Genomic DNA, 25,039 nt, shown 5'->3' with positions numbered 1-25,039 from the left:
CGGCGGCGCCCCTCTCGCAGGGGCGCCGCCGTCCGGCGTCTCGCCGTCGAGCACCGCGGCCACCGCGCGCGCGAGCGACCATCGGTGGAAAGACCACGACACGGACGCTCCGGTGCTCCTACCCTCGCGGGATGCGTGCCGTGCCGGACTCCCTGGACCCTGCGGTCGTGCGTCGGGTCGACGCGCGGCTGGACGCCGTCGTACGCGACGAGCAGGTCGCCATGCCGCTCGCGGTGGAGAGCGGGAGCCGTGCGTGGGGGTTCCCGTCGCCGGACTCGGACTACGACTGCCGGTTCGTCTACGTGCGGCCGGTGGCGGACTACCTGGATCCGTGGCCGCGGCGCGACGTCGTCGAGACGCCGCTCGACGCCGTGCTCGACGTGAACGGCTGGGACCTGCTCAAGGCGGTGCGGCTCCTCGTGCGGGGCAACGCGACGCTGCTGGAGTGGGTGCGCTCGCCGATCGTGTACCGCGCCGACGACGCGTTCCGGGCGGAGCTGCTCGCGCTCGCGGAGCACGTCGTCGACCGTGACGCGCTGCGGCGCCACTACCTGCACGTCGCACGGGGGCAGCGGGAGCGCTGGTGGTCGGACCCCGAGGTGCCGCTCAAGAAGGTGTTCTACGCCGTGCGCCCGGCGGCGACGCTGCGCTGGCTCCGGGTTCGCCCCGAGGCGGTCCCCCCGATGGACCTGGCGACCCTGCTCGCCGAGGGCGAGGCCTCGGCGAGCGTGGTGCGTGCCGCGTCGGACCTCGTCGCGCTCAAGGCCGTGTCGCGCGAGATGGGTGCAGGCGCCGTTCCGGGACCGCTCGCTCGGCTCGTGGCCGACGAGCTGGCCCTCGCGTCCGACGCCGTGCTGCACGACGGCGACCGCGCCGGTGCGCGCACGGTCGCCGCGGAGGCGTTCCGGACGTTGGTCGCGCGGTACGGTCCGGCGCCGTCCCGCCCGACGCCGGACCTCACGCGCGCACCGGCCGCTGGTCCGTGACCCACCGGGGCGCGGTGGGCGACGCCACGAGTCGGGCGAGCATCGCGTCGAGGACGGCGGCCCGGTCGAACTGCGACGCGTACGTCCGGGCCGCGCCGGCGCGCGCCCGTCGCGCCGGGGCGTCGAGGGAGAGCGCCTCGTCGAGGGCGTGCGCGACGGCGGCAGGGGAGTGCGTCGGGACGATCGTCGCGTGCGGACCGACGGCCTCGCCGATGCCACCGGTGTCCGTGGTGATCACCGGCCCCCCCGCCGGAGAGCATCGCCTCGGCGAGGGCGATGCCGAACGTCTCGACGAACTCCGGGCGTGGCTTGCTCGGGAGGACGAACGCGGCGCTGCCGGCCATGAGGTGCGGCTTGGTGGCGTCGTCGACGTCGTCGAGGAACACGATCCGGTCGGCCGCGCCGCTCGCGGCGGCGCGCGCACGCAGGTCGGCCTCGGCCGGACCGCGGCCCGCGACGACGAGGCGGGCGCCCGCGGCGCGGGCGGACAGCGTGAACCCGTCGATCAGGTCGTCGACGCCCTTCGCGGCGGCGAGACGGGACAGGAAGAGCACGTACGGGCGGTCGTCCAGACCGCGTCCGGCGAGCACGTCGCGCGTGACCGCCGGATCGAGACCGGTGTACGCGCTGGTGTCGATCGCCGGGTACGAGACCTGCACGCGCTCGGCGCACTGCTCCGCGAAGAAGGTCCCGTGCCGGTCGTCGATCTCCTGGGCGCACGCCACCACGAGGTCGCGCGTGTACCGGGAGACGGCGACGCACAGGTCGCTGGCCAGGTACCCGGACAGGACGTGCGCGGCGGCTCCGAAGCGGCCGTCCTCGACGCACGAGCGGACGACGTTCGTCACGTCGGAGCCGACCGCCTCGGCGATCGTGGCGACCTCGACGGGCAGGCCCGTGCTGCGTGCCACGCGCACGGCGTCGGTCACCGCGGTCGTGTGCGGGCTGAGGTACAACGAGAGGCAGACCGTGGGCACGCCGTCGGTGAAGAGCTCGACGAGGCGGCCGGTGAGCCCGGCGAGGTATCGGCCGTCGGGCACCTTGTAGTCGCCGACGGGACCCGGCCGCTCGACCGTGATGCCCGCGCTGTAGGGCAGGACGGAGTCGAGCGGCTTGAGCGGGAGCCCGGCGGCCTCGAGGCGCTCGACCGGCCAGGTCACGATCCGCACGTCCGTGAACCCACGGTGCAGCGCGGCCTCGGCGAGGTTGCGGGCCTCGCCCGAGTGGCCGCAGATCACGGGGTCGGCGCGGACGACGACGACGAGGCGGCGGGTGGGCGTCTGGCGCGGCGTGATGGTCATGACGTCTCCGAGGTCTGGTCGGTCGGGTGGCGTGCGGGGCTCCCGTCGGGGTACGACGGAGGCCGGTGCTCGGGTGCGGTGCCCCAGTCCGTGGGGTGCTTCCCGAGCTCGAGGACGAGGCGCCCGCCGCGGCGCACGCGCGTCGCGGGGAGCCAGGTCCCGTCGAGCGGACGGCCGTCGAGCCACGCGGCGCGCACGTGCTGCGGCGGCGTGCGCGGGCCGGGCTCGACGAAGCCGGTGGTCTCGATCGTGAGCGTCCCGCCGGGGACGCGGAGGCGGGACTCGACGAACGACGGCACGCTGACGAGGAAGATCCCTTGCCCGGCGACCGGGAACAGGCCGAGCGACGCCCAGACGTACCATGAGCTCAGCGCGCCCGAGTCGTCGTTGCCGGGCAGGCCGCCCGGCCCGGTGCCGAAGCGCTGGTGGACCGCCGCGTGCACGACCTCGGCGGTCCGGTCGGGACGCCCGGCGTAGTGGTAGGCCCACGGCGCCTCCATGTCGGGCTCGTTGTTCAGCCCTTCGAAACGGTTCAGCGCGTACCCGGCGGTCATCTCGGCCACGGACGGCCGCTCGCCCGGCTGCGTCACGGCCGGCGCGCCGACGCCGAAGAACCGGTCGAGGAGCGCGACGAACGCGTCGTCGCCGCCCGCGAGCGCGATCCGCGCCGCCATGTCGTGCACGAGGCGGAAGGAGTAGTTCCACCGGCCGCCCTCGTAGAAGGTCGAGTCGTGCAGCAGCCCGGTGGCGGGATCGAAGGCGTTCACCCACCCGCGGGCGTGCCGCGTGAGCTCGTCGGCGAGCGCGTGGTCGCCGACGCGGCGCGCGACGAGCGCGGTGCACCAGTAGCCGAACGCGAGGTCGAGCGTGTGGCTGATCGGGTGCGCGACACCGTGCAGGAGGTAGTCCTCGCCGTAGGTCCGGCGCAGGTCGGCGTGCAGGTGCACGAGCGCCCAGTCCCAGTCGATGCCCGGCTCGTCGAGGGCGCACAGGTCGGCGAGGAACGTGTGCGCGAGCGCGCTCGCCTGGCGCGAGAAGCGGTCGGCCCCGCGCGCCATCCGGTACCCGATCGGGAAGTTCCCCTCCTCCTCGCAGACGTGCAGGAGCGCGGTCGCGAGCTCGACGGCGCGCTCCGGCCAGAAGGTCGTGAGGAGGGGGAGCTGGGTCCGGTAGATGTCCCACATCGTCGACACGTCGAAGGCGAACGGCGTGTCGCCGGGCCAGAAGGGGCTCTCGTCCGGGGCGAGGCAGGGCTTGAGCAGCGCGTGGTACAGGGCCGTCGCGAAGACCGTGCGGCGTGCCGGGTCGGGGCACTCGACCTCGATCCGGTCGAGGTGCTGCGCCCACGTTGTCGTGGTGCCCTCGTGCCGGGCGGCGAAGGCCGCGGGGCCGGGGCCGCAGTCCGCGCGGAGGTTCGCGTGCGCCTGCTCGGGCCCGCGCAGCGAGAAGCCGAGCCGGACCTCGACGACCTGACCGGCCGTCGTCGGGCCCGCCCAGAGGAGGCCGAAGGGGCGCAGCGTCGTCGGCCGGATGTCCGCGAAGTCCAGGCGGGTGCTGCCCGGCATGAGGCGGCGGTCGTACCAGAGCATCTGCCGCCACGGGTGCGCGTCGCACTCGAGGTGGACGGCGAGCGGCGCGCCCTCGACGACGATCTCCCCGGCCGCCGTCCCCGGGCCGAGCGTCGCGAGGTGGGCGCGGAGCGGGACGGTCGTGCCGTACGGGATCGCCAGGCCGCCGAGCGAGAGGTCAACGACGAGGCGCGCGTCCGGGTGCGCGGGGAAGGTGTAGCGGTGGACCGCGCTCTTGGGGCCGACCGTGACCTCGCACCGGACCCCGTTGCCCAGCGTGGCGGCGTAGTAGCCGGGGGAGGCCTCCTCGTCGAGCAGGTCCCAGTGCCGGCCGAGCGCGTCGAGCGGCTCGAGCATGGGCGTCACCCGCACGTAGTTGTAGTACTTGCGGATCGCGCCCGTGCCGGACTGCTGGAAGTGCGTGAGGCCCGACGCGACCGGGTGGTCGAACAGCGTGGGAGGCACGCCCTCGGTGCCGAGGTCGTACCGGCCGTACCCCGTCGGGTAGGCGCCCGAGTAGGCGCACGCCGAGACCATCCCGAGCGGATGGGTGGCTCCGGGGTGGGTGTTGCCCACGAGCGGCTTGGGGGACCACCACGTCGCGGCGAGGCCGGTCGGCGCCGGGAGATCGGTCACACCCGTGCCCACGAACGGGTCCACGTGCTCGAGCACGCCCACCTCCCACCCGGACGCACGGCGACGCGCCCTGCTCCGGACGGTACGAGCGGGGTGTGTCGCGAGTGTTTCCTGCGGTTTCCTGCGCGTCACGACGCCGGGACGAGGTCAGGAGGTAGAGGGTGCCCCGGGTGGGATTCGAACCCACACTGGATCGGGTTTGAGCCGAACGCCTCTGCCGGTTGGGCTACCGGGGCGGTGCGCGGCGGGGCCGGTCACCGGGTCCGCAGCGCGTGCACCATCGAACCACACGTGCCCGCCTTCACGAGAATCACACTCCTCCGAGGGCGAAACGCGGGGGCGGCAGGGGGTACGGCGCACTACAGTGAACCCCGTGAGTGACCAGACAGCGCAGCCCGAGGACAAGCAGCCGCTCGACCTGCCCCCGATGATCGAGCCCGAGCCCGCCGCGACCCCCGCCTCGTCGGGCCGTCCCGCGCGCCGCGCGGTCGTCGCCGAGGACGAGGCCCTGATCCGTCTCGACGTGGTCGAGACGCTGCGCGACGCCGGGTTCGACGTCGTCGGCGAGGCCGGCGACGGCGCCACGGCGGTGAAGCTGGCGCTCGAGCTCAAGCCCGACGTCGTCGTCATGGACGTGAAGATGCCCGAGCTCGACGGCATCTCCGCCGCGGAGCAGATCGGCAAGGCGCACGCCGCGCCCGTCGTCCTGCTGACGGCGTTCTCGCAGGCGGAGCTCGTCGAGCGGGCGCGCGACGCGGGGGCCATGGCCTACGTCGTCAAGCCGTTCACGCCGGCGGACCTGCTGCCCGCGGTCGAGATCGCGATCTCGCGCTACTCCCAGATCACGGCGCTCGAGTCCGAGGTCGCGGACCTGGCGGAGCGCTTCGAGACGCGCAAGCGCGTGGACCGCGCCAAGGGTCTGCTCATGACCAAGATGGGCCTGTCGGAGCCGGAGTCGTTCCGCTGGATCCAGAAGACGTCGATGGACCGCCGCCTCACCATGCGCGAGGTCGCGGACGCCGTCATCGAGCAGGTCGGCGGCGCCTGAGCCCAGGTCGGCGACCGAGCAGCGGCCGTGGCGGGTGTCCTGAGCAGGACCTTTGTCACGGCGCCCCGGGCGGGCTATCGTCTTGGACTGGCGTCCAGCAGTTCCCGGGGCGGTGGACACGCGGTCGCCACGTAGTGCTCAGTCGACGGCCGACGGCGCCGTCCGAGCGACGTGGAACCATCTCGCGCCCCACGTCCCTCGGTGCCGTCGGTCCCACGGTGCGAACGAGGAGGAGCGCGGTGCGCCCAGCAGTGGAGGTCAGGCCCGCGGTCGGTGACGACCTGCCGGGGATCGCTGTGCTGTGCTCGGAGGCCCGACGCGAGTCGGCGTCGGGCGCCCAGATCTGCGCGCCCGACGAGGACCGGCTGGTCCGGCACCTGTCGGTGCTGCTGACGCTGCCCGGCGGCAACGTCCTCGTCGCCCTGCACGACGGCCGCCCCGTCGGTTTCGTGCTGGCGCGCGTGCTCGACCCGCACCTGTTCGCCGACGAGCCCAGCCTGTACGTCGAGGCCGTCTACGTCGGCGAGGACGCGCGCCGCCGCGGCGTGGGCCACGCGCTGCTCAGCGCCACCGCCGACCTCGCCGCCACCTCGGGCGCGACGCACGTCTACTCGGTGCCGATCCCCGGCTCTCGCGGCGTCCAGCGCTTCCTGGCGCGGCTCGGCTTCGGCCCGGTCGCGGGTCACCGCGTCGTGTCGACGGCGGTGCTCCAGCGCCGCCTCGCGGCCGACCTCACGCCCACCCGGCGGGGCACCCGGTCCCTCGAGGACCTCATCGCTCGTCGCCGCCGGGCTCGGACCGAGACGATGTCCGGCCCCGTCGACCTGCGCGAGTTCCAGGCGGAGTACCGCAGCCGCAGCGGCGTGGTGACGCCGGTCGAGGCCCGCGAGACCCTGCCCGGCTGAGCGACGGCCGCCCACCGGCGGCCCGTGCGGGCCGCCGGGCTACGACGCGTCCTGGTCAGTCCAGGCTGAGGATCATGCACGTGAGGCGTGCCGTGCACACGCGACGCCCCGCGTCGTCGGACACCACGATCTCGTAGCTCGCCGTCGTGCGTCCCCGATGCACGGCGACGGCCTCCCCGTGGACCCAGCCGTCGCGCACCCCTCGGTGGTGCGTCGCGTTGACCTCGATCCCCACCGCGGCGCGCCCGGGCCCGCCGTGGAGCTGGGCGGCGATCGACCCGAGCGTCTCGGCGAGCATTACCGACGCGCCACCGTGCAGCAGCCCGGCGGGCTGCGTGTTGCCCGCCACCGGCATGCGCGCCGTGACGCGCTCGGCGCTCACTTCCCCCAGCTCGATGCCCATGCGCTCGATGAGCGTGCCCTCGGTGCGCAGGCCCATGGCCTCGTAGGCGTGGCGCGGGGCCTCGGCGGCCTCGGTCGCGGGGGGCGTGGGCGCGGTGGGGTCGGTGGCCCGGTCGGGGCCGTGCGTGTCGGTCATGGACTGTAGGTTGGCACCCGTGACGACCTCCGCGCGACCTCGCCTCCTGCTCATCGACGGACACTCCATGGCCTACCGCGCGTTCTTCGCGCTCCCGGCGGAGAACTTCTCGACGACCACGGGGCAGCACACGAACGCGGTGTACGGGTTCACGTCGATGCTCATCAACCTCCTGCGCGACGAGGAGCCGACGCACGTCGCGGTCGCGTTCGACGCGGGTCGCCAGTCGTTCCGCACGGAGATCCTCCCGAGCTACAAGGGGACGCGCGAGTCCTCGCCCGAGCCGTTCCGCGGCCAGGTCCCGCTCATCAAGGAGATCCTCGAGACGCTGCACATCCCGACGCTCGAGCGCGAGGGCTACGAGGCGGACGACATCTTCGCGACGCTCGCCACGCAGGGCGCGGCGGCCGGGATGGAGGTCCTCGTCTGCTCGGGCGACCGCGACTCGTTCCAGCTCGTCGGGCCCGACGTCACGGTGCTCTACCCCAAGAAGGGCGTCTCGGAGCTCGCGCGCATGGACAGCGCCGCGGTCGTCGAGAAGTACGGCGTGCCGCCCGAGCGCTACCCGGACCTCGCCGCGCTCGTGGGCGAGACGTCGGACAACCTGCCGGGCATCCCCGGCGTCGGCCCCAAGACCGCCGCGAAGTGGATCACGGCCTACGGCGACCTCGACGGCCTGCTCGACCACGCGGACGAGATCAAGGGCAAGGCGGGGGAGAACCTGCGCGCGCACCTCGACCAGGTCCGCCTCAACCGACAGCTCAACGCGCTCCTGCGCGACCTCGAGCTGCCCGTCGGCCCCGACGACCTCGCGACGCGCCCGTGGGACCGCGAGGCCGCCCACCGCGTGCTCGACGCCCTGGAGTTCCGGGCCCTGCGCGACCGGTTGTTCGCGATCGCCCCCGAGGGCGAGGTCGAGGCCGAGGCGGGGTTCGACGTCACGCTCGCCGACGTCCTGCCGGGCGGCCTGGGCGCGTGGCTCGCCGAGCGCGGCGCGCGCCCGCTGGGCGTCGAGGTGGCCGGCAAGGCCGTGCCGGGCGGCGGGGACGCGTGGGGCCTCGCGGTGTCCGACGACGCCGGGGCGGCCGTCGCGCTCGAGCTCGCCGACGTGGCGGGTGCCGACGACGAGGCGCTGGCCGCGTGGCTCGCGGACCCGGAGCGCCCCAAGGTCGTGCACGGCGCGAAGTCCGCCTGGCACGAGCTCGCGGCGCGCGGCTACGACCTCGCGGGCGTCACGTTCGACACCGAGCTCGCCGCCTACCTGTGCCACCCCGACCAGCGCGGCTACGACCTCGGCGACCTCGTCGTGCGGCACCTGCACCGCGAGCTGCGCCCCGACACCGAGGCGGGCAACGACGCGCAGGGTGCGCTCGACCTCTCGCTCGACGGCAGCGGCGAGCAGGAGCGCGACGCGGTGCGCGCGCTCGCCGTCGCGCAGCTCGGCGAGGTCCTCGCGGGCGAGCTCGAGGACCGCGGAGCCACGACGCTCCTCTCCGAGCTCGAGCTGCCGCTCTCCCAGGTGCTCGCGCGCATGGAGCAGCGCGGCATCGCGGCGGACGTCGAGTACCTGCGCGAGCTCGAGCAGCACTTCGGCGACCTCGTCGCGACGGCCGCGGCCGAGGCGTACGCGGTGATCGGGCGCGAGGTGAACCTGGGCTCGCCCAAGCAGCTCCAGGAGGTCCTGTTCGACCAGCTCGGCATGCCCAAGACGAAGAAGATCAAGACGGGCTACACGACCGACGCGTCGGCGCTCGCGGACCTCTTCGTGAAGACCCAGCACCCGTTCCTCGAGCACCTTCTCGCGCACCGCGACGCCTCGCGCCTGCGCCAGACGGTGGAGGGCCTGCTCAAGTCCGTCGCGGACGACGGACGGATCCACACGACGTTCCAGCAGACCATCGCGGCGACCGGACGCCTCAGCTCGACCGACCCGAACCTCCAGAACATCCCGATCCGCACGGAGGCGGGCCGCCGCATCCGGCGCGCGTTCGTCGTCGGCGAGGGCTACGAGACGCTCATGACCGCCGACTACAGCCAGATCGAGATGCGCATCATGGCGCACCTGTCGGGCGACGAGGGCCTCATCGAGGCGTTCCGGTCCGGCGAGGACCTGCACTCCTACGTCGGGTCGCGCGTGTTCGAGGTCCCGGCGGCCGAGGTGACGCCCGCGATGCGCTCGAAGATCAAGGCGATGTCCTACGGCCTGGCGTACGGGCTGTCGGCGTTCGGACTGTCGCAGCAGCTCACCATCGAGGTGGGCGAGGCGCAGAAGCTCATGGACGACTACTTCGAGCGCTTCGGCGGCGTGCGCGACTACCTCACGGGCGTCGTCGACGAGGCACGCGCCACGGGCTACACGGCGACCATCCTCGGGCGCCGTCGGTACCTGCCCGACCTCACGAGCGACAACCGTCAGCGACGCCAGATGGCTGAGCGCATGGCCCTCAACGCGCCGATCCAGGGCAGCGCGGCCGACATCATCAAGGTCGCGATGCTCAACGTGCAGCGCGCGATCGACGAGCGCGGGCTGCGCTCGCGGCTGCTCCTCCAGGTGCACGACGAGCTCGTGGTCGAGGTCGCACCGGGCGAGCGCGACGTGGTCGAGGAGGTGCTGCGCACGCAGATGGGCGCGGCGGCGGACCTCGACGTGCCGCTCGACGTCTCGGTCGGCGTCGGCGCCACGTGGCACGAGGCGGGTCACTGACCCGGACGCGTCAGCCCGGGAGGCGCGTGCGGAGGATCGCGGTCCCGGGCAGATACGCGCCGCGCACCGGTCCCCAGCCGCCCCACACCTCGGTGTTGTCGGCCGGCCACTCGGGCTCGACGACGTCGAGCAGCTCCAGCCCGGCGGCGACCACCTCGCGCACGTGGTCGCCCAGGGTGCGGTGGTACTCCGCGTAGACGACGCGGCCGGCGTCGTCGGTCTCGACGTAGGGCCGGCGGTCGAAGTAGGAGCGGTTCGCGGTCAGCCCGTGCTCGCTCGGGTCGTCGGGAAAGGCCCAGCGGGTGGGGTGCGTGACGGAGAACGTCCACGTGCCGCCGGGCCGCAGCACGCGCGCGACCTCGCGGTGGATCGCGTCGGCGTCGGGGACGAACGGGATCGCGCCGAACGACGTGAACGCGACGTCGAAGACGTCGTCCGCGAACGGCAGGCGGCGCGCGTCCGCCTGGACCGCCGGGACCCGGACCCCCGTGGCCCGGTCGAGCGCCGTCCCCGCGGCGAGCATCCCCCGGGAGACGTCCGTCGCGACCACGTGCGCCCCCTGCGTCGCGAGCCAGCGCGAGCACTGGGCCGCGCCCGCGCCGACCTCGAGCACGCGGAGTCCCGCCACGTCGCCGAGCAGCCGGGCGTCGCGCTCCCGCAGCCCCTCGGGGCACCAGCAGAAGTCGGCGGCGCCGAGGAACGCCCCGTGCTCGTCGAGGTACTCGACGGCGTTCGCGTCCCACCACCCCCGCCCGGCGTTCCCACCCTCGGCGGCGGGCACGTCGCGGTAGCCGGCGTCGGCCGTCGGCCCGGGCGGGGCGACATCGTGCGGGGCGGGGACCTGGGGCGGCACGGGGGGCGGGGTCGCGCTCATGCGGCCATTCTCCCGGGCTGCGCCGTTCCCCGGCGCCGTCGCGCGCCGCACGGCCCGGGTGCTCGGGACCTTGGTCGTCGGCGTGCCCGAGGACCGGGACGGACCGTGACCCACGGCGCCGGGTTGACTAGGGTTGAGGGCGACGCGGTGCCGCGGAGGTCGGCACCTCCGTCGACGCCGGGCACGCGCGCGAGGACGCGCGACGCGACGACGAGACGGAGGAACAGGTGCGCATCGGACTTCTCACCGGCGGAGGCGACTGCCCCGGCCTGAACGCGGCGATCCGGGCCGTGGTCAAGCAGGGGACGGGGGAGTACGGGCACACCATCATCGGCTTCCGCAACGGCTGGCGCGGGGTCGTCGACGGCGACGTGCACCCCCTCGGCCGCCAGGACATCCGGAACGTCCTCCCCGTGGGCGGCACGCTGCTCGGCACGGCGCGGTTCCACCCGCGCGAGGAGGACGGCAGCATGGACGCCGTGCTCGCGACGGTCGAGGCGGAGCACCTCGACGCGCTCATCTGCATCGGCGGCGACGGCACGCTGCACGCCGCGAGCCGCGTCGCCGAGGCGGGCGTGAAGATCGTCGCGATCCCCAAGACGATCGACAACGACGTCGAGGGCACGGACCTGTCCATCGGCTTCCACACCGCGGTCAACATCGCGACCGAGGCCCTCGACCGCGTGCACACCACGGCCGAGAGCCACAACCGCGTCATGGTCGTCGAGGTCATGGGCCGCCACGCCGGGTGGATCGCGGTGAACTCCGGCATCGCGGGTGGTGCCGAGGTCGTCCTCGCCCCCGAGGAGCCCTTCGACATCGACCAGCTCGTGAAGTTCCTGCGGCACCGGCACCGGGCGCACGCGAACTTCTCGATCGTCGTCGTCGCGGAGGGCGCCGTCCCGCGCGAGGGCTCGTCGATGGAGTTCACGCAGCAGCTCGGCCGCTTCGGCGAGATCGTCGCGGGGTCCATCGGAGAGCGCGTGAGCGCGGAGATCGCGGAGCGTACGGGGTTCGACACGCGGCTCACGGTGCTCGGGCACGTGCAGCGCGGTGGCGAGCCCACGCCCACCGACCGCATCCTCGGCAGCCGGTTCGGCGTCGCCGCCGTCGACGCCGTGAGCGCGGGGACGTCGGGCGTGATGACGGCGCTGCGCGGGGAGCGCGTGAAGCTCGTGTCGCTGGCGGAGGTGGCCGGGCGTCCCAAGCGCGTGCCCGAGGAGCTGCTGCGCGTCGCGCGCGTGCTCGCCTGACGCGGGAACGGGTGAAGCCTGCGCGGCCTCCGGCGCCGCGTTGACCACCGGGGTGACACCCGGATAAGGTGGACGGCGGTGCGTTGCGCCTGCCTTCGTCCCGGATCACGACGCCAACCATGACGTCCACGGGTCAGCGGCAGCGGCGCGCCGAGAACCCTACCCGCTCGACTACACCTGTCCGCATCGGAGCATCGAACTCAATGACCATCTCTACCCCCGCGAAGTCCGCACCCCAGGTTGCCGTCAACGACATCGGCACCGAGGAGGACTTCCTCGCCGCCGTTGACGCGACCATCAAGTACTTCAACGACGGCGACATCGTCGAAGGCACGATCGTCAAGGTGGACCGCGACGAGGTCCTCCTCGACATCGGCTACAAGACCGAGGGCGTCATCCCCTCCCGCGAGCTGTCCATCAAGCACGACGTGGACCCCGGTGAGGTCGTCAACGTCGGCGACGCGGTCGAGGCCCTCGTCCTCCAGAAGGAGGACAAGGAAGGCCGTCTGATCCTGTCCAAGAAGCGTGCGCAGTACGAGCGCGCCTGGGGCACGATCGAGAAGATCAAGGAGGAGGACGGCGTCGTCACCGGCACCGTCATCGAGGTCGTCAAGGGTGGTCTCATCCTCGACATCGGCCTCCGTGGCTTCCTCCCGGCCTCCCTCGTGGAGATGCGTCGCGTCCGCGACCTCCAGCCGTACGTCGGCAAGGAGATCGAGGCGAAGATCATCGAGCTCGACAAGAACCGCAACAACGTCGTCCTCTCGCGCCGTGCCTGGCTCGAGCAGACGCAGTCCGAGGTCCGCTCCACCTTCCTGCAGACGCTGCAGAAGGGCCAGGTGCGCCCCGGTGTCGTCTCCTCGATCGTCAACTTCGGTGCGTTCGTGGACCTCGGCGGCGTCGACGGCCTCGTGCACGTCTCCGAGCTCTCCTGGAAGCACATCGACCACCCCTCCGAGGTCGTCGAGGTCGGCCAGGAGGTCACGGTCGAGGTCCTGGACGTCGACTTCGACCGCGAGCGCGTCTCGCTGTCGCTGAAGGCGACGCAGGAGGACCCGTGGCAGACGTTCGCCCGGACCCACGCGATCGGTCAGGTCGTGCCGGGCAAGGTCACCAAGCTCGTCCCGTTCGGTGCGTTCGTGCGCGTCGAGGACGGCATCGAGGGCCTCGTGCACATCTCGGAGCTGGCCGTGCGCCACGTCGAGCTGCCGGAGCAGGTCGTCAACGTCGGTGACGAGGTCTTCGTCAAGGTCATCGACATCGACCTCGAGCGTCGCCGCATCTCGCTCTCGCTCAAGCAGGCCAACGAGGGCGTGGACCCGGAGTCGGACGACTTCGACCCCGCGCTCTACGGCATGGCCGCCGAGTACGACGAGCAGGGGAACTACAAGTACCCCGAGGGCTTCGACCCGGAGACCAACGAGTGGCTCGAGGGCTTCGAGACGCAGCGCGAGGCCTGGGAGGCGGAGTACGCCAAGGCGCACGAGCGCTGGGAGGCCCACCGCAAGCAGGTCGCCGAGGCCGTCAAGGCCGACTTCGACGCCGCGTCGGGCGACTCGGGCTCGTCGAGCTCGTCGTCGTCCTCGAGCAGCACGTCCTACTCGTCGGCCCCGGCCGCCGAGGCGACGGGCACGCTCGCGTCGGACGAGGCGCTCGCCGCGCTGCGCGAGAAGCTCACCGGCAACTGATCTCCTGACGCCCTCCGCCGCTCCGGCGGAGACGTCGCAGGTCGCACGAAGGCCCGCCACCCCCAGGGGTGGCGGGCCTTCGCCGTTCCCGACGGCCGCGTCCGGTGCCGAACAGGTCGTCCCGGTCCGTCGGTGGCCGCGGACGAGCCGAGACCGCCTGCTAGGCGGTGCGGGATCGCCTGGTCGGCGATCAGGGCGTCAGGCCGTGGCGGTCGCCGGCTCAGCGGACGCGCCGGCCGGGTCGGGGTCCGACGGCGCGGGCGAGTCCGCGAACTGCGTCCGGTAGAGCGCGGCGTACCGGCCGCTGCGGGCGAGCAGCTCGGTGTGCGTGCCGGTCTCGACCACGCGCCCCGCGTCGAGGACGACGATGAGGTCCGCCTCGCGCACGGTCGAGAGACGGTGCGCGATGACGAGCGACGTGCGCCCGCGCAGCGCCTCGGCGAGCGCGGCCTGGACCGCGGCCTCCGAGCCGGAGTCGAGGTGCGCCGTCGCCTCGTCGAGGACGACGAGCCGCGGCGCCTTGAGGAACACGCGCGCGATGGCCAGGCGCTGGCGCTCCCCGCCGGACATCCGGTAGCCGCGGTCGCCGACCACGGTCTCCATCCCCGACGGCAGCGCCGCGACGACGTCCCACACGTGCGCGCGCCGCAGCGCGGCCTCGAGCTCGGCGTCGGTCGCGTCAGGCCTGGCGTACCGGAGGTTCTCCGCGATGGAGTCGTGGAAGAGGTGGGCCTCCTGCGTGACCACGCCGACGGCGTCGTGCAGGCTCTCCTGCGTGACCTCGCGCAGGTCGCGCCCCGCGATCCGCACGTGCCCGGAGGTCGGGTCGTACATGCGCGTCACGAGCTGCGACACGGTCGTCTTGCCCGCGCCGGACGAGCCGACGAGGGCGACCATCGCCCCCGCGGGGACGGAGAACGAGACGTCGCGCAGCGTGTCGGTCGTGGGGTCGGCCCCCTCGACGGCGACCGACTCGAGCGAGGCGAGGGAGACCTCGGCGGCGCCCGGGTAGCGGAACGTCACGCTGTCGAGCTCGAGGCTCGCGCCGCCCTTCTCGAGGTCGTCGGCGAGGTCGTCGGCGCCGGGCGCGTCCGTGACGGTCGGCTCGAGGTCGAGCACCTCGAGCACACGCTCGAAGCTCACGAGGGCGGTCATGACGTCGACCTGGACGTTGGACATGGCCGTCAGCGGGCCGTAGAGGCGCCCGAGGTAGGCGGTGAGCGCGACGACCGTGCCGACCGTGAGCGAGCCCGAGATCGCCATGACACCGCCGAGCCCGTAGACGATCGCCACGGCGACGGAGGCGACGACGGTGAGGCCGACGCGGAAGACGGTGCCGTACATGGCCTGCTTCACGCCGATGTCGCGCACGCGGCCGGCCTGGGCGGCGAACCGCGACGACTCGCGCGCGGGGTCGCCGAAGACCTTGACAAGGTGGGCGCCTGCGACGTTGAACCGCTCGTTCATGGTCTGCGCAGCCTCGGCGTTGAGCTCGTAGCTCTCGCGCGTGATCGCGGCGAGGCGCTTGCCGACCCAGCGGGCCGGGAGCACGAACGCGGGCAGCAGGGTCAGGGCGAGGAGCGTGAGCTGCCAGGACATGGAGAGCATCGCGGCGAGGACGAACACGACGGTGAGGAGGTTCGAGAAGACGTTGGAGAGCGTCGACGTGAAGGCCTGCTGCGCGCCGAGGACGTCGCCGTTGAGCCGCTGGACGAGCGCGCCGGTGCGGGTCCGGCTGAAGAAGGCGAGCGGCATGCGCTGCACGTGGTCGAAGACGGCGGTGCGCAGGTCGACGATGAGGCCCTCGCCGATGCGCGAGGAGAACCAGCGCTGGGCGACGCCGAGGGCGCCGGAGAGGATCGCGAGCCCGGCGGCGACGAGCGAGAGCGTGACGACGACGCCGACGTCGCCGGCGGTGATGCCGTCGTCGATGATGCGCTGGAACAGCAGCGGCGTGGCCGCGCCCGCGGCGGCATCGATCGAGATGAGCACGAGGAAGGCGGCGAGCTGGCGGCGGTAGGGCCGGGCGAACGTGAGGACGCGTCGGATCGTGCCGCGATGCAGCCGCCGGGACGCGACGGAGGAGTCCTGGCGGAACGAGCGCATGCCGCGCCCGCCGCCCGAGCCGGGGAGAGGTGAGGTGAAAGACATGGGGCCTCCTGGATAGGGGAGGGGCGCGGTCGTCCGCGGCGGCGTGGCGCCGGCCGGCGCGGCCGGCTGGGGGACTCGGTCGCATGGACCGCTCGCGCGACAACGATAGTGAGTCTAACTCACAATGAGCTTTCTCAACAAGACCCCGTCCTGCCGGGTACGCTCGGCCTCGTGACGAGCGATGCGAGCGCGCGCCCCGCACCGGGCGCGGTGGGCGACCCGGCCTCGACGGACGAGGCAGGGGAGTTCCTCGCGCTCCTGCACGCGGCGCTCCGGAGCGTACGACGCGAGGCCAGCGAGCGTGCCCAGCCGGCGGGGACCACCCCCGGGCAGTACCGGATGCTGCGGTTCCTCGCCCGATGCGACGAGCCCTGCCGGCTCGGTGCGGTCGCGTCCGCGCTGGACGTCGCCCCTCGCTCGGTGACGTCCAAGGTCGACGACGCCGAGCAGGCGGGTCTCGTCCGGCGCACCCCCGACCCGCACGACCGGAGAGCGACGCTCGTCGAGCTCACCCCGCGGGGGCGGGAGGTCGTCGCGCAGGTGGGAGCGGAGCGTTCGTCGAGCGCCGGCACGCTCCTCGCGCGCCTCGACGCCGCCGAGCGTGCCGAGCTCCTGCGGCTCCTGCGTGCCGTCGCGGGCGAGCGGCAGGACGATGCGCGCGGCGGCGACCGACCGGCGGCCGGCGCGGTCGAGCCGCGGGGTGCGCACGGCTGAGCGCTGAGCGCTCCGTCCCTCCCAGGTCGATCGTCCCGGCGCGAGGTCGCCTACCGGCTGGCAGGATGGGGCGCATGTTTCGCATCGGCCTGACCGGAGGAATCGCGGCGGGGAAGTCCGTCGCGCTCGCACGCTTCGCCGAGCTCGGCGCCGTCGTCGTGGACTACGACGCGCTCTCCCGCGACGCGGTCGCGCCCGGGACGGTCGGCCTCGACGAGGTCGTCGAGGCGTTCGGGCCGGGCGTCCTCGACGCCGACGGCGCACTCGACCGCGCTGCGCTCGGTCGCGTCGTGTTCGGCGACGACGCCGCCCGCGAACGCCTCAACGCGATCGTCCACCCGGAGGTGCGCCGGCTCGCCGCCGAGCACGAGGCGGCGGCAGGAGCGGCCGACCCGCGAGCCGTCGTCGTGCACGACATCCCGCTCCTCGTCGAGACGGGCGACCGCGCGCGCTTCCACTGCGTCGTGGTCGTGCACACGCCCGTGGACGTGCGGGTCGGGCGGCTCGTCGAGGGGCGAGGACTGAGCGAGGACGAGGCCCGCGCGCGCCTCGCGGCCCAGGCGGACGACGCGGCGCGGCTCGCCGCGGCGGACGTGACCCTCGACGGCTCCGGCTCGCCGGAGGCGCTGCGCGAGCAGGTCGACGAGCTCTGGGTGCGGGTCCGCGCCGAGGTCGACGCCGAGGTCCAGGCCGAGATCGAGGAGCACGAGGCGTGACCGTCGTCGTCAGCGGGTTCGAGCCGTTCGACGGTGCCCTCGCGAACCCGTCGTGGGAGACGGCCGCGCGACTCGCCGAGCGCGGGGAGGAGCTCGTGGGCGACCGGGTGGTCGCCGTCCGGCTCCCCGTGACCTTCGCCGGGGCGTGGCCGATGCTCGACGCGGCGATCCGTGAGCACGAGCCCGACGTCGTCGTGGCGCTCGGCCTGGCGGGCGGTGCGCCGGGCGTGCGCCTCGAACGGGTCGCGGTGAACGTGCGCGACGCGCGCATCCCCGACAACGCCGGCGACCGTCCGGTGGACGTCCCCGTCGCGGAGGGAGGTCCGGTCGGGTACTGGTCGACGCTCCCGCTCAAGGCGTCGCTCGCGGAGATCCGCGCGGCGGGTGTGCCGGTGGCGGTGTCGAGCACCGCGGGAACCTACGTGTGCAACGACGTCTTCTACGCCCTCATGCACCACTGGGGTCTCGGGCCGGGGCGGCGTGCCGGTTTCGTCCACGTCCCCGGGTCCGACGTCGTCCCGATCGACGATCAGGTATCCGCCGTGGCCGCCGTCGTGCGGCACGCGCTCCTCGGTACCCCCGAGCCGGTCCTCGCGGGCGGCACGGAGAGCTGAGCGCGGCGCAGGGACGCCGAGGGCCCGGCAGGTCGCCCTGCCGGGCCCTCGGTGCGTGCTGGGAGCGTCAGCTCGTCGCGCGCCGACGTGCGACGACGAGGATCGTCGCGCCCCCGGCGAGCAGCAGCGCGGCCACCACGGCCAGCACGACGACCGAGGCGCCCGTCGTCGCGAGGCCGCTCTCCGGCGTGTCGTCGCCCGGCTCGGCGGACGTGGAGGGCGCCTCAGGGCTCGGCGTCGCCGAGTTCTCGGCGGCCGGTGTCGACTCCGGCGAGGGCTCTCCCGGTTCCTCGGCGACCGGGGTCTCCTCGGACGTCGGCGGCGTGGTCACGCCCTCGCCCGGGTTGGGGCCCTCCGGCGACGGCTCCGGCTTGGGCTCCTCGACCAGCGGCGTCGTCTCGCACGGGCCGGCGAACGGGTAGTTGTGGTGCTCGATCCCGGCGCCGCCGGTGTAGGAGACGGCGCCGTTCGACAGGATGCGCCCGTTGGTCGAGGTCGCGACGGTGAGGGTCGCGTCCGTGCGGGGGACGACGATCGTCCCGGGGAACTGGTCGTTCGTGCCGAGCGTCACCTGCGTCGCGTCCGGGAAGCTCCACAGGAAGTGCGCCGACAGGTGCTGGGCGGCCTGGTAGACGCGCACGCCCCCGTACTCGACGTGCTGGAGCCGCGGCACGTCGACGGTGGTGCCGGTGACGGTGAGGAGCACCGGACCGCTCCCGGTGACGTACAGCGTCGTCAGGGTGGAGGCCTGGGAGGCCGTGAGCGTGTACCGCGCGCCCGCCTCGAGCGTCAGGATCCCGTCGCGGGGCGTGGCGGCGACGGCACCGTCGGCGGCGTCGGCCGCCATGCCCGTGACGAGCCCGGGGAGCGCGGTGTAGGGGCGCAGCGCGGCGTCGCGGCCGACGCCCTGCGTGACGGTGCCCGGGCGGCCCGGGACGTTGCGGCTCTCGGTGCTCGGGGTCGCGCCGGTGATCTCGCCGCCGACGACGACGTTGCCGCCGCTCGACGCGTGGAAGCCCACCTGGGTGTTCGTCGCGGTCGCGAGGTCGCCGCCGACGACGAGCATGTCGGTCCCGCCGGCCGGGGTGATGGCCGAGCCGCCGCCCCCCGCGGTCCCGACGTTGAGGCTCCCGGCCCCGGAGAGGTCGGCGTCCCCGCCCACGACGACACGGCCCTCGAGCTCGGTCGCCGTCGTGACGGTGAGCCCGCCCCCCGCCCAGATGCCGACTCCCGCGTCCTCCACGGCGGTGAGCTCGTACACGCCGACCGGTCGCGTGGACGGGTCCGCGGTGCAGACGTCGTCGGCGGTGAGCGTCGGCGCGGCAGCCAACGGGGCGGCGGTCGCGGGCGCGGCGAGGCCGACGGTCGTCAGGGCGAGCGCGGTGAGCGCGAGCAGGGGGATTCCGCGGGGGCGCGCGGGGTGAAGGCGCATGGTGTCGGCTCCAGGTCGAGGGTTCGCTAGCGGCGCTGACTTACTGCGGGCGGACTCCGTCGCCCGTGGTCCGTGCTGTCAGGCTGCTCCACGGGCGTCGGGGAGCGCGGCAGGGTCGAGGCGACCCTAGGGGTTCCGAATGACACCTTCCAAATTACGTCCGGGTGATTTCCGGGGGCGGCTTCGTGGTGGTGCGTCGACCGCGCGGGAAAGGGTCCGTGTGGGTGGCTCGACGTACCGTGGAGTCATGCGTCCTGTGACCGATCTCCAGCGTGCGACCGCCCCGTTCGAGGTCATCTCCGAGTACCAGCCGTCCGGCGACCAGCCGACGGCGATCGCGGACCTCTCGCAGCGCATCCGCGCGGGGGAGAAGGACGTCGTGCTCCTCGGCGCGACCGGGACGGGCAAGTCGGCCACGACGGCATGGCTCATCGAGGAGCTCCAGCGCCCGACGCTGGTCATGGCGCCCAACAAGACCCTCGCCGCGCAGCTCGCGACGGAGTTCCGGGAGCTGCTGCCCAACAACGCGGTCGAGTACTTCGTCTCCTACTACGACTACTACCAGCCCGAGGCGTACATCGCGCAGACGGACACCTACATCGAGAAGGACTCGTCGATCAACGACGAGGTCGAGCGGCTGCGGCACTCCGCGACCAGCTCGCTGCTCACCCGGCGCGACGTCGTCGTGGTCGCGTCCGTGTCGTGCATCTACGGCCTCGGCACGCCCCAGGAGTACGTCGACCGCATGGTCCGGCTCGACGTCGGCATGCAGGTCGAGCGCGACGACCTGCTGCGGCAGTTCGTGACCATGCAGTACACGCGCAACGACATGGCGTTCACGCGCGGCACGTTCCGCGTGCGCGGGGACACGGTCGAGATCATCCCGGTGTACGAGGAGCTCGCGGTCCGCATCGAGTTCTTCGGCGACGAGATCGAGAGCATCCAGACCCTGCACCCGCTCACGGGTGACGTGATCCGGTCCGAGCCGAGCATCCACGTGTTCCCCGCGACGCACTACGTCGCGGGGCCTGAGCGCATGGAGCGCGCGATCTCCTCGATCGAGGCCGAGCTCGCCGAGCGGCTCGACGAGCTCGAGCGGCAGAACAAGCTCCTCGAGGCCCAGCGGCTGCGCATGCGCACCACGTACGACATCGAGATGATGCGCCAGATCGGCACCGCGTCCGGGATCGAGAACTACTCGCGGCACATCGACGGCCGCGAGGCGGGATCGGCGCCGAACACGCTGCTCGACTACTTCCCGGAGGACTTCCTCCTCGTCATCGACGAGTCGCACGTGACCGTGCCGCAGATCGGCGCGATGTTCGAGGGCGACATGTCGCGCAAGCGCAGCCTCGTCGACCACGGGTTCCGCCTGCCGAGCGCGATGGACAACCGCCCCCTGCGCTGGGAGGAGTTCGTCGAGCGGATCGGCCAGACCGTGTACCTGTCGGCGACCCCCGGCGACTACGAGCTCTCGATGGCGGACGGCGTCGTCGAGCAGATCATCCGCCCGACCGGCCTCGTCGACCCGGAGGTGCTCGTCAAGCCCACCACGGGGCAGATCGACGACCTGCTGCACGAGATCCGCGAGCGCGTCGAGCGGAACGAGCGCGTGCTCGTCACGACGCTCACCAAGAAGATGGCGGAGGACCTCACCGACTACCTGCTCGAGAAGGACGTGCGGGTCCGGTACCTGCACTCGGAGGTCGACACGCTGCGGCGCGTCGAGCTGCTGCGCGAGCTCCGCCTCGGCGAGTACGACGTCCTCGTCGGGATCAACCTCCTGCGCGAGGGCCTCGACCTGCCCGAGGTGTCGCTCGTCGCGATCCTCGACGCGGACAAGGAGGGCTTCCTGCGGTCGCCCAAGTCGCTCATCCAGACGATCGGTCGTGCGGCCCGCAACGTCTCGGGCCAGGTGCACATGTACGCGGACAAGATCACGCCGGCGATGGCCGCGGCGATCGAGGAGACCGAGCGCCGTCGCGAGCGGCAGATCGCGTACAACACGGAGCACGGGGTCGACCCGACCCCGCTGCGCAAGCGCATCTCCGACGTGACGGACATGCTCGCGCGCGAGGACGTCGACACGGCCGAGCTCCTCGCGGGCGGGTACCGGCAGCCGGGCAAGGGCGCGAAGGGCAAAGCACCCGTGCCGGGCGGACCCAAGGAGGGCGCGTCGTCGGGCAACCGGCTCGCGGGCGCCGCGGCGAGCGACCTGGCCCAACTCATCCAGGAGCTCAGCGACCAGATGCACGCGGCCGCGGGCGAGCTGCAGTTCGAGCTCGCCGCTCGGCTGCGCGACGAGATCTCGGGACTCAAGAAGGAGCTGCGGCAGATGCAGGCCGCGACCGCCTGAGCGGTGCCGGCCGCGCTCCGGACGGGTGGCCCACGAGCGCCCGAGGAACAGTCCACGGTGGCGTGGTGTTGTCACGTCCGGAGGAGCGATGGCCTATGCTGGCTCCTCGTTGAAGGGGAGTATTCCTCCGCGGTGATGTCGTCATCACGGCCGGCGCAGTCGTCGGCCCGGTGTCACCGGTCCCGCAACCACCAGCCCGCTTCCCGTGCGGGTGCGCGTGGCGGCGCGTGGCGGAAGAGACCTTCGGTACACAGTGCTCCCCACGTACCGGAGGAATCTTCATGGATGTGCCTGTCTGGGCCTGGCTCGTCACCATCGGCGTGATCCTCGCGATGCTCGCCGTCGACTACGTCGGGCACGTGCGCACGCCGCACGCCCCGAGCCTGCGCGAGGCCACCTGGTGGTCCGCCGGCTACGTCGCCGTCGCGGTCGCCTTCGGCGGGATCGTCTGGGCCGTCTGGGGCTCGACGTACGGCGGCGAGTACTTCGCCGGCTACATCACCGAGAAGAGCCTGTCGGTCGACAACCTCTTCGTGTTCGTCCTCATCATGACGAGCTTCCGGGTCCCGCGGCTCTACCAGCAGAAGGTGCTGCTCATCGGCATCACGATCGCGCTGGTCCTGCGGACGATCTTCATCTTCCTCGGCGCGGCCCTCATCGAGAACTTCAGCTGGATCTTCTACGTCTTCGGCGCGTTCCTGCTCTACACCGCGTGGACGCAGGTGAAGGCCGGCTCGGGCCACGACGAGGAGTTCCACGAGAACGGCGCGCTGAAGCTGACCCGCCGCCTGTTCCCGACGACGGAGACGTACGTCGAGGACAAGATGACGGCGAAGATCGACGGCAAGCGCTACATCACCCCGATGCTCATCGTGATGATCGCCATCGGCAGCGCCGACCTGCTCTTCGCGGTGGACTCGATCCCGGCGATCTTCGGGCTCACGCAGGAGACCTACCTCGTGTTCGCCGCCAACGCGTTCTCGCTGCTCGGCCTGCGCCAGCTCTACTTCCTCATCGACGGCCTCCTCGACCGCCTCGTCTACCTCGCGTACGGCCTCGCGGCGATCCTCGGCTTCATCGGCGTCAAGCTGCTCATCCACGCGCTGCACAAGAACGAGGTGCCGTTCATCAACGGCGGTGAGCACATCACCGTCATCCCGGAGATCCCGACCGCGCTGTCCCTCGGGTTCATCGTCGTCGTGCTCACGATCACCACGGTCGCGAGCCTCGCCAAGGACCGCGCCGACCGTCGGCGTTCCGTCGAGAGCTCGGAGGGCTCACGCTGATGGTTCACGAGCTCCCCGTCTGGTTCGAGTGGGCGTCGCTGTCGGCGCTCGCGGTGCTGCTCCTCGTCGACCTGTTCGTCGTGGGGCGCCGCCCGCACGTCCCCTCGATGCGCGAGAGCGCGCTGTGGGTCGGCTTCTACGTCGCTCTCGCCCTCGTCTTCGGGGCGATCGTGGGCGCGGTGGGCGGGGCGGCACCGGCCGGGGAGTTCTACGCGGGGTGGCTCACGGAGTACAGCCTCTCCGTGGACAACCTCTTCGTGTTCGTCATCATCATGGCGAGGTTCGCGGTCCCGCGGGACCAGCAGCAGCGCGTGCTGATGGTCGGCATCATCGTCGCGCTCGTCCTGCGAGGGGCGTTCATCCTCGCGGGCGCCGCGATCATCGCGCAGTTCGTGTGGGTGTTCTACCTGTTCGGCGCGTTCCTCATCTACACGGCGATCAAGCTCGTGGCCGGCGGGGACGAGCCCGAGGAGTACCACGAGAACCGCGCCGTGCGGGCGCTGCGGAAGGTGCTGCCGCTGGGCACGCAGTACGACGGCGGCCGGCTGCGCACGGTCGAGGACGGCAAGCGGGTCTTCACCCCGCTCGTCATCGTGTTCCTCGCGATCGGCAGCACCGACCTCCTCTTCGCGTTCGACTCGATCCCCGCGATCTTCGGGCTCACCCAGGACCCGTTCATCGTCTTCACGACGAACGTCTTCGCGCTCATGGGCCTGCGCCAGCTCTACTTCCTCCTGGGCGGCCTGCTCGAGCGGCTGGTCTACCTGCCGATCGGTCTCGCGGTGATCCTCGGGTTCATCGGCGTGAAGCTCATCCTCGAGGCGCTGCACGAGAACACGCTGCCGTTCGTCAACGGCGGCGAGCACCTCGACGCCGTGCCGACGGTCCCGATCTGGCTGTCGCTCGTCGTGATCATCGGTGCGCTCGTCGTCACCACCGTCGCGAGCCTGCTGCGGACGCGGGCGCTGCACGCCCAGGACGACGCTGCTGCCGCCCCCGCGGGCGGCGGCGCCGGTCCCGTGGAGGATGCGGTCGAGACGCCGGCCGACGAGCCGGTGGGCGAGGCCGCGCCGGCGGCCGGCGAGACGCCGTCGTGGGGCACGGGCCCGCAGGACGGCGCCGCGCGGTAGCGCGCCTGGTCAGGCGCGGTCCGCCCAGTCGCCGATGACCGGCGCCCAGGGGCGGACGGTGCGCTCGGCGACGAGGCCCGCCCGCCCGAACGGGTCCTCGTCGAGGACTGCGGCGACGGCGTCGGGCGTCTCCCCGTCGAGGACGAGCAGCGCCCCGGCGGGTGCGCCCTCGTGCGCGGGCAGGGGGCCGGACGCCAGGAGCGTGCCCCGGGCGTACAGGTCGCCCAGGAACGCGCGGTGCTCCGGACGCAGCGCGTCGAGCTCGGCGGCGCGGTCGGCGTAGACGTAGGTGACGGCGTGGATCGGCATGCCGTCAGTGAACCAGGACCCGCGACGGCGCGCGGTCGGGTCCGCGCCTCGGTCGTCACCGCGGCGGCGTCCCGGGCTGGTCCGCCCCCCGCTACCAGCCGCGCTCGCGCCACTCGTCGAGGTGCGGGCGCTCGGCGCCGAGGGTCGTGTCCGCGCCGTGGCCGGGGTAGACCCAGGTCGCGTCGTCGAACCGGTCGAAGACGCGCTCCGTGACGTCCGTGAGCAACCGCTCGAAGCGGGCCGGGTCGCGCTGGGTGTTCCCGACGCCGCCCGGGAACAGCGAGTCGCCCGTGAACAGGTGCACCCGGCCCGCCACCGCCTCCGGCTCGTGCACCTCGGCGGGCTCGCGGTAGGCCAGCGCGACGGATCCCGGCGTGTGCCCGCGCAGCGCCACGACCTCGAGCGCGATGTCCCCGGCGCGGACGACGTCGCCATGACGGAGACGGCGGGTGACGTGCACGTCCGCGGCGGTCGCGACCGCGTCGGCATCGAGGTCCCCGACGGCCGTCGTCGCGCCGGTGACCGCGACGATCGAGGCGAGCGCGCGCAGGTGGTCCGTGTGGTGGTGCGTCGTGACGACGACGTCGAGGCGTGCGGCCGGCGACCCGTCGCGGACGAGCGCGAGGACGTCGTCGGGCGCGTCCGCGGCGTCGATCAGGACCTGGGCACCCGTCCGCCGGCACGTGAGCAGGTAGACGTCGTTCGCGAGCGGTCCGACGGCGAGCTTGCGGATCTCGACCTCGTCGAGGCGGCGCCGGTCGCTCGGCCCGCCCACGACGACCTGTCCCGTGTACACCATGCCGTCAGTCTGCCGCGGCGGGGACCGTGTC

20 protein-coding genes, 1 tRNA gene and 1 pseudogene are annotated in these 25,039 nt (G+C 73.0%); 12 read left to right on the top strand and 10 right to left on the bottom strand.

Annotation, left to right across the window (positions count from 1 at the left end):
- Positions 1 to 131 precede the first annotated feature (131 nt).
- Positions 132 to 986 (top strand): DNA polymerase beta superfamily protein, encoded by an 855-nt coding sequence (locus tag FB00_RS10360; protein WP_047232838.1) that lies wholly within the window; start codon positions 132 to 134, stop codon positions 984 to 986.
- Here the strand turns inward: FB00_RS10360 and FB00_RS22725 are convergent.
- From FB00_RS22725 to FB00_RS10345, 4 genes and pseudogenes are all read right to left on the bottom strand, one after another.
- A complete protein-coding gene (locus tag FB00_RS22725; protein WP_231581802.1) occupies positions 958 to 1,224 on the bottom strand; it encodes a hypothetical protein in 267 nt (88 codons plus the stop codon). The two genes, FB00_RS10360 and FB00_RS22725, sit on opposite strands and share 29 nt — an antisense overlap.
- 70 nt (positions 1,225 to 1,294) lie before the next feature.
- Positions 1,295 to 2,287: pseudogene (locus tag FB00_RS10355) on the bottom strand (glycosyltransferase); the annotation flags it as partial.
- Positions 2,284 to 4,527, bottom strand: coding sequence for a glycoside hydrolase domain-containing protein (locus tag FB00_RS10350; protein WP_047232877.1), 2,244 nt, complete (start codon positions 4,525 to 4,527; stop codon positions 2,284 to 2,286). The gene FB00_RS10350 and the pseudogene FB00_RS10355, both read right to left, overlap by 4 nt.
- 126 nt (positions 4,528 to 4,653) lie before the next feature.
- Positions 4,654 to 4,727, bottom strand: a tRNA-Leu gene (locus tag FB00_RS10345).
- A 191-nt stretch (positions 4,728 to 4,918) separates the two neighbouring features.
- Here FB00_RS10345 and FB00_RS10340 point away from each other — a divergent pair.
- Together FB00_RS10340 and FB00_RS10335 are read left to right on the top strand one after the other, a co-directional pair.
- Positions 4,919 to 5,539: an ANTAR domain-containing response regulator gene (locus tag FB00_RS10340; protein ID WP_047232837.1), complete on the top strand. Its 621-nt coding sequence runs from the start codon at positions 4,919 to 4,921 to the stop codon at positions 5,537 to 5,539.
- 239 nt (positions 5,540 to 5,778) lie between these two features.
- Positions 5,779 to 6,444, top strand: a complete 666-nt coding sequence (locus FB00_RS10335; protein WP_172820057.1) for a GNAT family N-acetyltransferase — start codon at positions 5,779 to 5,781, stop codon at positions 6,442 to 6,444.
- 55 nt (positions 6,445 to 6,499) lie between these two features.
- Here the strand turns inward: FB00_RS10335 and FB00_RS10330 are convergent, their stop codons facing one another.
- Entirely contained in the window at positions 6,500 to 6,982 is a 483-nt protein-coding gene (locus FB00_RS10330; RefSeq protein WP_419865524.1) for a hotdog fold thioesterase, read from the bottom strand.
- On the opposite strand from FB00_RS10330, the gene polA reads away from it, so the two are divergent.
- On the top strand, positions 6,981 to 9,686 hold the full coding sequence (polA, locus tag FB00_RS10325) for a DNA polymerase I (RefSeq protein WP_047232836.1): 2,706 nt from the start codon (positions 6,981 to 6,983) through the stop codon (positions 9,684 to 9,686). The two genes, FB00_RS10330 and polA, sit on opposite strands and share 2 nt — an antisense overlap.
- 10 nt (positions 9,687 to 9,696) lie before the next feature.
- Here the strand turns inward: polA and FB00_RS10320 are convergent, their stop codons facing one another.
- Entirely contained in the window at positions 9,697 to 10,560 is an 864-nt protein-coding gene (locus FB00_RS10320) for a class I SAM-dependent methyltransferase (RefSeq protein WP_082141204.1), read from the bottom strand.
- A gap of 227 nt (positions 10,561 to 10,787) precedes the next feature.
- On the opposite strand from FB00_RS10320, the gene FB00_RS10315 reads away from it, so the two are divergent.
- Together FB00_RS10315 and rpsA are read left to right on the top strand one after the other, a co-directional pair.
- The gene (locus FB00_RS10315; protein WP_047232835.1) at positions 10,788 to 11,813 is read left to right on the top strand and encodes a 6-phosphofructokinase; all 1,026 of its coding nucleotides are present in this window, start codon (positions 10,788 to 10,790) and stop codon (positions 11,811 to 11,813) included.
- A 203-nt stretch (positions 11,814 to 12,016) separates the two neighbouring features.
- The gene (gene rpsA, locus FB00_RS10310; RefSeq protein WP_047232834.1) at positions 12,017 to 13,501 is read left to right on the top strand and encodes a 30S ribosomal protein S1; all 1,485 of its coding nucleotides are present in this window, start codon (positions 12,017 to 12,019) and stop codon (positions 13,499 to 13,501) included.
- 198 nt (positions 13,502 to 13,699) lie between these two features.
- Here rpsA and FB00_RS10305 read toward each other — a convergent pair whose 3' ends face one another.
- Positions 13,700 to 15,652 carry an ABC transporter ATP-binding protein gene (locus FB00_RS10305; RefSeq protein ID WP_047232833.1) on the bottom strand — a complete coding sequence of 651 codons (1,953 nt, stop codon included), beginning with the start codon at positions 15,650 to 15,652 and terminating at the stop codon, positions 13,700 to 13,702.
- 171 nt (positions 15,653 to 15,823) lie between these two features.
- Here FB00_RS10305 and FB00_RS10300 point away from each other — a divergent pair, with 171 nt between their 5' ends.
- From FB00_RS10300 to FB00_RS10290, 3 genes are all read left to right on the top strand, one after another.
- Positions 15,824 to 16,366 carry a MarR family winged helix-turn-helix transcriptional regulator gene (locus tag FB00_RS10300; protein ID WP_231581799.1) on the top strand — a complete coding sequence of 181 codons (543 nt, stop codon included), beginning with the start codon at positions 15,824 to 15,826 and terminating at the stop codon, positions 16,364 to 16,366.
- 74 nt (positions 16,367 to 16,440) lie between these two features.
- Positions 16,441 to 17,082 (top strand): dephospho-CoA kinase, encoded by a 642-nt coding sequence (gene coaE, locus FB00_RS10295; protein ID WP_047232872.1) that lies wholly within the window; start codon positions 16,441 to 16,443, stop codon positions 17,080 to 17,082.
- On the top strand, positions 17,079 to 17,696 hold the full coding sequence (locus FB00_RS10290; RefSeq protein WP_047232832.1) for a hypothetical protein: 618 nt from the start codon (positions 17,079 to 17,081) through the stop codon (positions 17,694 to 17,696). Before coaE ends, FB00_RS10290 begins: the two co-directional genes overlap by 4 nt.
- 67 nt (positions 17,697 to 17,763) lie before the next feature.
- Here FB00_RS10290 and FB00_RS10285 read toward each other — a convergent pair whose 3' ends face one another.
- Positions 17,764 to 19,128 carry a choice-of-anchor A family protein gene (locus FB00_RS10285; RefSeq protein ID WP_047232831.1) on the bottom strand — a complete coding sequence of 455 codons (1,365 nt, stop codon included), beginning with the start codon at positions 19,126 to 19,128 and terminating at the stop codon, positions 17,764 to 17,766.
- 247 nt (positions 19,129 to 19,375) lie between these two features.
- On the opposite strand from FB00_RS10285, the gene uvrB reads away from it, so the two are divergent.
- From uvrB to FB00_RS10270, 3 genes are all read left to right on the top strand, one after another.
- Positions 19,376 to 21,484 carry an excinuclease ABC subunit UvrB gene (uvrB, locus tag FB00_RS10280; RefSeq protein WP_047232830.1) on the top strand — a complete coding sequence of 703 codons (2,109 nt, stop codon included), beginning with the start codon at positions 19,376 to 19,378 and terminating at the stop codon, positions 21,482 to 21,484.
- A gap of 281 nt (positions 21,485 to 21,765) precedes the next feature.
- Positions 21,766 to 22,770 carry a TerC family protein gene (locus FB00_RS10275; protein WP_047232829.1) on the top strand — a complete coding sequence of 335 codons (1,005 nt, stop codon included), beginning with the start codon at positions 21,766 to 21,768 and terminating at the stop codon, positions 22,768 to 22,770.
- Positions 22,770 to 23,900, top strand: coding sequence for a TerC family protein (locus FB00_RS10270; RefSeq protein ID WP_082141203.1), 1,131 nt, complete (start codon positions 22,770 to 22,772; stop codon positions 23,898 to 23,900). Before FB00_RS10275 ends, FB00_RS10270 begins: the two co-directional genes overlap by 1 nt.
- A gap of 9 nt (positions 23,901 to 23,909) precedes the next feature.
- Here FB00_RS10270 and FB00_RS10265 read toward each other — a convergent pair whose 3' ends face one another.
- Positions 23,910 to 24,209, bottom strand: a complete 300-nt coding sequence (locus FB00_RS10265; protein WP_047232828.1) for a YciI family protein — start codon at positions 24,207 to 24,209, stop codon at positions 23,910 to 23,912.
- Between the two features lie 91 nt (positions 24,210 to 24,300).
- Complete coding sequence (locus tag FB00_RS10260) at positions 24,301 to 25,008, bottom strand: MBL fold metallo-hydrolase (protein ID WP_047232827.1); 708 nt, start codon at positions 25,006 to 25,008, stop codon at positions 24,301 to 24,303.
- Positions 25,009 to 25,039 lie beyond the last annotated feature (31 nt).

Source organism: Cellulosimicrobium funkei (genome assembly GCF_001019615.1).
Lineage (GTDB): Bacteria > Actinomycetota > Actinomycetes > Actinomycetales > Cellulomonadaceae > Cellulosimicrobium > Cellulosimicrobium cellulans_E.
Note: the sequence above shows the minus strand (reverse complement) of the source record. Positions and strands in the feature narration are given on the sequence as shown.

Excerpts from the sequence above, each read along its gene's own strand:
- FB00_RS10360 (WP_047232838.1), top strand. The coding sequence starts at position 132 with ATGCGTGCCGTGCCGGACTCCCTGGACCCTGCGGTCGTGCGTCGGGTC.
- FB00_RS10340 (WP_047232837.1), top strand. The coding sequence starts at position 4,919 with ATGATCGAGCCCGAGCCCGCCGCGACCCCCGCCTCGTCGGGCCGTCCC.
- polA (WP_047232836.1), top strand. The coding sequence starts at position 6,981 with ATGGACTGTAGGTTGGCACCCGTGACGACCTCCGCGCGACCTCGCCTC.
- FB00_RS10330 (WP_419865524.1), bottom strand. The coding sequence starts at position 6,982 with ATGACCGACACGCACGGCCCCGACCGGGCCACCGACCCCACCGCGCCC.
- FB00_RS10320 (WP_082141204.1), bottom strand. The coding sequence starts at position 10,560 with ATGAGCGCGACCCCGCCCCCCGTGCCGCCCCAGGTCCCCGCCCCGCAC.
- rpsA (WP_047232834.1), top strand. The coding sequence starts at position 12,017 with ATGACCATCTCTACCCCCGCGAAGTCCGCACCCCAGGTTGCCGTCAAC.
- FB00_RS10305 (WP_047232833.1), bottom strand. The coding sequence starts at position 15,652 with ATGTCTTTCACCTCACCTCTCCCCGGCTCGGGCGGCGGGCGCGGCATG.
- coaE (WP_047232872.1), top strand. The coding sequence starts at position 16,441 with ATGTTTCGCATCGGCCTGACCGGAGGAATCGCGGCGGGGAAGTCCGTC.
- FB00_RS10285 (WP_047232831.1), bottom strand. The coding sequence starts at position 19,128 with ATGCGCCTTCACCCCGCGCGCCCCCGCGGAATCCCCCTGCTCGCGCTC.
- uvrB (WP_047232830.1), top strand. The coding sequence starts at position 19,376 with ATGCGTCCTGTGACCGATCTCCAGCGTGCGACCGCCCCGTTCGAGGTC.
- FB00_RS10275 (WP_047232829.1), top strand. The coding sequence starts at position 21,766 with ATGGATGTGCCTGTCTGGGCCTGGCTCGTCACCATCGGCGTGATCCTC.
- FB00_RS10270 (WP_082141203.1), top strand. The coding sequence starts at position 22,770 with ATGGTTCACGAGCTCCCCGTCTGGTTCGAGTGGGCGTCGCTGTCGGCG.
- FB00_RS10265 (WP_047232828.1), bottom strand. The coding sequence starts at position 24,209 with ATGCCGATCCACGCCGTCACCTACGTCTACGCCGACCGCGCCGCCGAG.
- FB00_RS10260 (WP_047232827.1), bottom strand. The coding sequence starts at position 25,008 with ATGGTGTACACGGGACAGGTCGTCGTGGGCGGGCCGAGCGACCGGCGC.